Source organism: Streptomyces sp. NPDC058008 (assembly GCF_042886395.1).
In the GTDB taxonomy this organism is placed as follows: domain Bacteria; phylum Actinomycetota; class Actinomycetes; order Streptomycetales; family Streptomycetaceae; genus Streptomyces.
This window is the reverse complement of the sequence record NZ_JBHVQX010000008.1, coordinates 254,588-261,620: the sequence shown is the minus strand read 5'-3', so window position 1 is coordinate 261,620 and position 7,033 is coordinate 254,588. Positions and strand designations below refer to the sequence as shown.

The following is a 7,033-nucleotide window of genomic DNA, read 5'->3' as shown; positions in this document are numbered from 1 at the left end:
CCGGAGTACGCGCTCCGGGGCCACCGCCCTGCCGCCGCCGCTCCCCGGCGCGGTCTCAGCCCGTCGGCCGGGTGAGGTCGTAGAAGGTCGCGCTCCCCGCCGTGACCTCCTTGAAGTTCTCCTCCACCCACGCCGAGATCTGGGACGAGGTGCCCTCGCCGCCCATGCCTCCGCCGCCCGAGCCGCCCGAGATGAAGTAGTGGATCCTCCCGTCCGCCACGTACTTCTTGAACTGGGCGAGCGTCGGGGACGGATCGCTGCCGTTGAATCCGCCGATCGCCATCACCGGGTCCCCGGTGGCGAGCTGGTAACTCGCGGCGTTCTGCGAACCGATGGCGGCGGCCGCCCAGGTGTAGGCGTCGGCGTTCTGCTTCAGGAGGGTCTTGGCCTCGGAATCGACGGAGGCGCCGTTGAGCAGGCCGCCCATGCCGCCGCCTCCGCCGCCCTCACCCGCACCGCCTCCGGGCATGCCGCCCTGCTGACCGCCCTGCTGGCCGCCTTGCTGACCTCCGGGAGCCTGGCCCTGCCCGCCCTGACCGGGTGTGCCGCCGCCCGGGAAGCCGCCGCCCTGCGCGTTGCCCGCCGCCTGACCGCCCTGCGGGGCGCCCTGGCCGGGGGGCTGCATGCCGCCGCCGGGGCCGCCGCCGTCACCGCCACCCGGACCGCCGCCCCGGCCCCCGCCCGGACCGCCCATGGCGGAGCCCGACGGTCCGGCCGTGACGATCGAGCCCTGGTGCCCGGTGTTCAGCGTGCTGAGCGTGTACGCCGTCGGCCCGGCCAGCGATGCCACGAGGCCCAGACCCGCCGCGCCCAGCGCGAGCGCCCGGCCCAGCCGGGCCGCGAGGAGCAGCCCCAGCGCGCCCGCGAGGCCGGCGATCAGGACGGCCCAGCGCAGCCACGGGAGGTGGTCGGGCGTGCGCGCGAGGAGGACGTACGACCAGACGGCCGTCACGGCGACGGTCGCGCCGAGTGCCGCGCCCGCCCACCACCTGCCCCGCTCCTCCCACAGGACCGTGGCCCCCATGCCGGTCAGCGCCGCGATGTAGGGCGCCAGGGCCACCGTGTAGTACTGGTGGAAGATGCCGGCCATGAAGCTGAAGACCAGGGCCGTCATCAGCAGCGAACCGCCCCAGGCGAGAAACGCCGCGCGGGCCGTGTCGGTCCGCTTCGCCCGCCAGGTCAGCCAGACGCCCGCAACCAGCAGGATCAGCGCGGCGGGCAGCAGCCAGGAGATCTGGCCGCCGATCTCGGAGTTGAACATCCGGCCGATGCCGGTCTCGCCCCATCCGCCGCCCTGGCCCCCGCCACCGCCGACACTGCCGGTCTCCTCGCCGTTGATCCGGCCGAGTCCGTTGTAGCCGAAGGTGAGTTCCAGGAAGGAGTTGTTCTGCGAGCCGCCGATGTAGGGGCGCGAGGAGGCGGGCCACAGCTCGACGACCGCCACCCACCAGCCGCCGGAGACGACCGCCGCGAGCGCCGCGAGGCCGAGCTGCCCGAACCGCTTCCGCACGGAGACCGGCGCGAACACCGCGTACAGGACGGCCAGGGGCGGCAGGACCAGGAAGGCCTGAAGGGTCTTGGACAGGAACGCGAGGCCCACCGCGACGCCCGCCCAGACCAGCCACTTCGTCCGGCCGCCCTCGAACGCGCGCAGCACGCAGTAGACGGTGACGGTCATCAGGAGCGCGAGCAGCGCGTCCGGGTTGTTGAAGCGGAACATCAGCGCCGCCACCGGTGTCAGCGCGAAGACCACCACCGTGATCAGCCCGGCGGCCGCGCTGAAGCGGCGGCGCACGGCCGCGTACAGGACACCGGCGGTGACCACGGCCATGACCACCTGGGGCGCGAGGACGGCCCAGGAGTTCAGGCCGAAGATCCGTACCGACAGGGCCATCGGCCAGAGCGCGGCCGGGGGCTTGTCGACGGTGATGGCGTTCGCGGAGTCCAGCGAGCCGAAGAAGAACGCCTTCCAGCTCTGGCTGCCGGCCTGCACGGCGGCCGAGTAGAAGGAGTTGGCGTAACCGGAGGCGCTCAGGTTCCACAGGTACGCGAGCGCGACGACGAGCAGCAGGCCGAGGAACGCGGGCCGCGCCCAGCGCGGGTCCTCCGGCCTGCCCCGGCGGACGCGCCGCGCCCACGACTCCTTCCGGCCCGCGGCGTGCGCGGGCGCGTCCGGGGAGCCGGGCGGGGCGTGCAGGTGGCCGGAGTGCGTGGTGGCGGCGGTCATCGGACGTCCCTCAGTTCGTGTGCGGCGCCCTTGCGGGCGTCCTGGTGGTCGGTGCGCCGGTCGGGGAAGACCCAGGCACGGAAGAGCAGAAACCGCAGCACCGTTGCCGCGAGGTTGGCCGCGATCAGTACGGCGAGTTCCGTACCGTGCGACGCCGATCCGGACGCGGTCCCCAGCGCGGCGAGCGAACCGCTCGTGAGGGCGAGCCCGATCGCGAACACGACGAGTCCCTGCGCCTGGTGGCGTACGGCACCGCCTCGCCCCCGTACGCCGAAGGTGAGCCTCCGGTTCGCCGCCGTGTTGGCGACGGCGGACACCAGGAGGGCAGCGGCGTTGGCGAACTGCGGCCCGACGCCCAGCCGGAACAGGGAGTACAGGGCGAGGTAGACCAGGGTGGAGAGCGCGCCCACGACGCAGAAGCCGACCAGCTGCCGCGCCAGCCCGCGCGGCACCCCGGGCACGGCCCGGTCGCGGGGGTCGTCCCCGAAGGGCCGCGCCAGCCGGTCCAGCGGCAGCGCTCCGGTGGCCAGGGCCCGCCCCACCCGCCAGACGCCCTTGAGGTCGTCGGTCGCGGTCCGCACGATGTGCACGGTCGAGTCCGGGTCGTCGACCCAGTCGACCGGCACCTCGTGGATGCGCAGCCCCGCCCGCTCGGCGAGCACCAGCATCTCGGTGTCGAAGAACCACCCCGTGTCCTCGACCATCGGCAGCAGCCGCTGCGCCACCTCGCGCCGTATGGCCTTGAAGCCGCACTGGGCGTCACTGAACCTGGCGGCCAGCGAGGAGCGCAGGATCAGGTTGTAGGCCCGGGAGATGAACTCCCGCTTCGAACCCCGCACCACCCTCGAACTGCGGGCCAGGCGGGAGCCGATGGCCAGGTCGGAGTGGCCCGAGATCAGCGGGGCGACCAGCGGCAGGAGGGCGTTGAGGTCGGTCGAGAGGTCGACGTCCATGTAGGCGAGGACAGGGGAGTCCGAGTGCGACCAGACGGTCCGCAGCGCCCGTCCCCGGCCCTTCTCCTCCAGCCGGTACGACCGCACCTCGGGGATCAGCTCCGCGAGCCGGGCCGCCACCTGGGGCGTGCGGTCGGTGCTCGCGTTGTCCGCCACGGTGATCCGGAAGCCGTAGGGGAACGTCCGCGCCAGGTGGTCGTGCAGGCGCAGCACGCACGTTTCGAGGTCCTTCTCCTCGTTGTAGACGGGGACCACGACGTCGAGTACGGGAGCGCCGACCGCTGCGGCCAGGAGATGGTCCCGGGCCGGCAGGGTGCTCCAAGGAGTGTCGGTTCGCATGACACCGACACTCGCCAGCCCCGCTGTCACATCCGTGTGCTGAGCCTGTGGTCCGCCTGTGAGTACGTCACGGGCGTGCTGCCGGAATCGTTTTCGCAGGTCACGGGCGTGACTGCGGAGCCGGCCGCGCCTTCGTCGTACACCGCGTCCGCCGGCAGGTGGACGGCGAAGACCGTGTTGCCCGGTACCGACCGCACCTCGGCCAGCCCGCCGTGCGCGGCCGCGACGGCCTGCACGATGGCGAGGCCGAGCCCCGTCGAGCCCGCGTGCCGGGACCGCGAGGCGTCGCCCCGCGCGAACCGTTCGAAGACATGCGGCCGGAGTTCGTCGGGGATGCCCGGACCGTCGTCCTGGACCTCCAGGGTCACCCAGGGCAGCTCGCCGCGCGCCTGGCGCACGCGGGCCGTGACGGTGGTGCCGGGCGGGGTGTGCGTACGGGCGTTCGCCAGCAGGTTGACCAGTACCTGCTGGATCCTGGTCGGATCGGCGAGCACCGTCGCGGGCACCTCCGGCAGTTCCAGCCGCCAGTGATGGGCCGCCCCGGACGATCCTCCGGGTGCGCGGTCCGCGACGCGGGCGTCGCTCACCGCGTCGATGACGAGGGGCGAGAGATCGGTGCTCTCGTAGGAGAGCGGCCGTCCGGCGTCGAGACGCGCCAGCAGCAGCAGGTCCTCGACCATGCCCGTCATCCGCTCCGCCTCGGACTCGATCCGCCCCAGGGCGTGGCGGGTGTCCGGCCCGGCGTTCTCCCGTCCCCGCCTGGTGAGTTCGGCGTACCCGCGGATCGAGGCGAGCGGTGTGCGCAGCTCGTGGCTGGCGTCCGCGACGAACTGCCGCACCCGCGTCTCGCTCTTCTGCCGCGCGTCCAGGGCCGAACCGACGTGCCCCAGCATCCGGTTGAGGGCCGCACCGACCTGGCCGACCTCGGTGCGCGGATCGGCCTCGGCGTCGGGGACCCGTTCGAACAGGGCGACCTCGCCGCTGTGCAGCGGGAGTTCGGAGACCCTGGTGGCGGTGGCGGCCACCCTGCGCAGCGGGCGCAGCGCGACGCCGACCATGGCGGCTCCGGCGATACCGGCGGCGATGAGCCCCGCCCCGGTGACGCAGACCTCGACGAGGATCAGGGTGGTGACGGCCGTGTCCACCTCGGCCGTGGGAATGCCGACGAGGACCGTCATGCCGGCGCCAGGCGCCTGGACGGCCTCCACGCGGTAGCCGCCCAGCCCGGGCAGCTCGACGTCGCGCGCCTCGTCCCCGACCGTGATCCCTGCCGCCCGAAGCGCCTTCTTCTGGGCGCTGTTCAGGGACTCCGAGCTCTCCTGCGCGCCCGGACCGCCGTCCTTCAGGTACTTCGACTCGGTGACGGTGCCGTTCACGGACACCGCGCCGACCGTCTTGAAGGGCTGGCCGCTGCCACGGATGAAGTCCAGCGGGTCGTTGCTCTGGATACCGCCCGGGACGGGCTTGTCGCTGCCCGGCGGACGGGCCTCGGCGCGCATCGCGATGTCGTGCAGCTGGCCGTCCAGCTTCCCGTACATGTACTCGTGGAAGGCGATCGCGGTGACCGAACCGATCACCGCGGCGACCACGGCGATGAGCGTCACCGCGTACACGACGAGCCGGGTCCGCAGCGTCCAGGGACGGCGCCCGCTCCTCCTGCCCACGGCCCTACTCCCCGGGCTTGATGAGGTACCCCGCCCCGCGCCGGGTGTGGATCATCGGGGTGCGCCCCGCGTCGATCTTCTTGCGCAGGTAGGAGATGTACAGCTCGACCACGTTGGCCTGGCCGCCGAAGTCGTAGTTCCAGACCCGGTCGAGGATCTGCGCCTTGCTCAGCACCCGGCGCGGATTGCGCATCAGGAAGCGCAGCAGCTCGAACTCGGTGGCCGTGAGGTGGATCGAGTCGTCGCCCCGGCTCACCTCGTGGCTGTCCTCGTCCAGCACCAGGTCACCGACGACCAGGGTCGACTCGCTGCGCACGGACGCCGTACCGGACCGGCGGATCAGCCCCCGCAGCCGTGCCACGACCTCCTCCAGGCTGAACGGCTTGGTGACGTAGTCGTCGCCGCCCGCCGTGAGCCCCGCGATCCGGTCCTCCACCGCGTCCCGCGCCGTCAGGAACAGCACGGGCACGTCGGAGATCTCACGCCGCAGCCGGCCGAGCACGGCGAGCCCGTCCATGTCGGGGAGCATCACGTCGAGGATCACCGCGTCGGGGCGGAAGTCGCGCGCCGTACGGACGGCACCCGCGCCGTCGCCGGCGCTGCGCACCTCCCACCCCTCGTAACGCAGGGCCATGGAGAGCAGCTCGGCGAGCGGAGCCTCGTCGTCCACGACCAGCACGCGGACGGGGCTGCGGTCGGGCCTGAGCAGTTCTGTACGCCCCTGGGGCGAGGTCGTCGTCATGGCTCAAGCCTGTGAGACGGCCGTGAGAGAGAGCTTTCGCCTACCTGTGAATTTCCTGAGAAACACGTGGCCGAACCGCCTCACCCACGGCCGGCGCTACCGGAACAGCTCGCTCGCGTTCCCGTGGCAGACCGCCCGCAGCCACGCGTCGCCCAGCCCCAGCCGCTCCAGGGCGTGCAGCTGATGGACGTACGGGTACGGGATGTTCGGGAAGTCCGTACCGAGCAGGATCCGGTCCCCCAGGTCGGCGAGGCGCGCCCGCTCACCGGCGGGGAACGGCGTGAAGCCCTCGGTGAAGTCCGTGAACGCCATGGTCGTGTCGAGCCGCACCCCGGGGTACGCCCCCGCCAGCGCCAGGAACTCCGCGTACTCCGGCATCCCCATGTGCGCCACCACCAGCTTCAGCCGGGGGTGGCGGGACAGCAGCCGGCCGATCGGTCCTGGCCCGGTCCAGGCACCGGGCGCGGGCCCGGAACCGCAGTGCGTCACCACCGGGACCCCGGCCTCCGCCAGCAGCCCCCACACGGGGTCCAGCAGCGGGTCGTTGGGGTCGTAGGCCCCTACCTGGAGGTGCGACTTGAAGACGCGCGCCCCCGCCTCGACCGCCTCGCGCACATAGGTCTCCGCGCCCTCCTCGGGGAAGAAAGTCGCGGTGTGCAGGCAGTCGGGCACCCGGGCGGCGAACCCGGCGGCCCACCCGTTCAGCCAGGCGGCCATGCCGGGCTTGTGCGGGTAGATCATCGAGGTGAACCGGAGCACGCCGAACGAACGGAGCAGCGCCAGGCGCTCGTCCTCGTCCCGCCGGTAGGTGATCGGCCACTCCATCCCGGTCAGCGGGCCCGCCGAGTCGAAGTACGCCCACACCTTGCTGAGCACCCGCTCGGGCATGAAGTGCGTGTGGACGTCGATGATCCCGGGCAGCCCGAGGCGCTGCCAGAACCGGACCACGTCGTCACGGTCACGCTCGTCCCGGTCGCCGGCGCCACCGCCGCGGTGGTCCTGGTCAGGCCGGCCCCGGTCACGGTCGTCGCTGCTCATCCGCCCCACCCGTCCTACGCACCTCGTACGCCTCGTACGCCTCGTACGCCTCGCGTGCCCTGCACGCACC

The 7,033-nt window shown here is 72.8% G+C and carries 5 protein-coding genes; all 5 read right to left on the bottom strand.

What is annotated here, in order from left to right; genetic code table 11:
* Positions 1–55 precede the first annotated feature (55 nt).
* Positions 56–2,227, bottom strand: coding sequence for an ArnT family glycosyltransferase (locus ACFVS9_RS11125; RefSeq protein ID WP_389931480.1), 2,172 nt, complete (start codon positions 2,225–2,227; stop codon positions 56–58).
* The gene (locus ACFVS9_RS11120; RefSeq protein WP_383112852.1) at positions 2,224–3,519 is read right to left on the bottom strand and encodes a glycosyltransferase; all 1,296 of its coding nucleotides are present in this window, start codon (positions 3,517–3,519) and stop codon (positions 2,224–2,226) included. Before ACFVS9_RS11120 ends, ACFVS9_RS11125 begins: the two co-directional genes overlap by 4 nt.
* 26 nt (positions 3,520–3,545) lie before the next feature.
* On the bottom strand, positions 3,546–5,183 hold the full coding sequence (locus ACFVS9_RS11115) for an ATP-binding protein (protein WP_389931478.1): 1,638 nt from the start codon (positions 5,181–5,183) through the stop codon (positions 3,546–3,548).
* Between the two features lie 4 nt (positions 5,184–5,187).
* The gene (locus ACFVS9_RS11110; RefSeq protein WP_383112850.1) at positions 5,188–5,925 is read right to left on the bottom strand and encodes a response regulator transcription factor; all 738 of its coding nucleotides are present in this window, start codon (positions 5,923–5,925) and stop codon (positions 5,188–5,190) included.
* A 96-nt stretch (positions 5,926–6,021) separates the two neighbouring features.
* Positions 6,022–6,963, bottom strand: coding sequence for an amidohydrolase family protein (locus tag ACFVS9_RS11105; protein WP_389931476.1), 942 nt, complete (start codon positions 6,961–6,963; stop codon positions 6,022–6,024).
* Between the last annotated feature and the right edge of the window lie 70 nt (positions 6,964–7,033).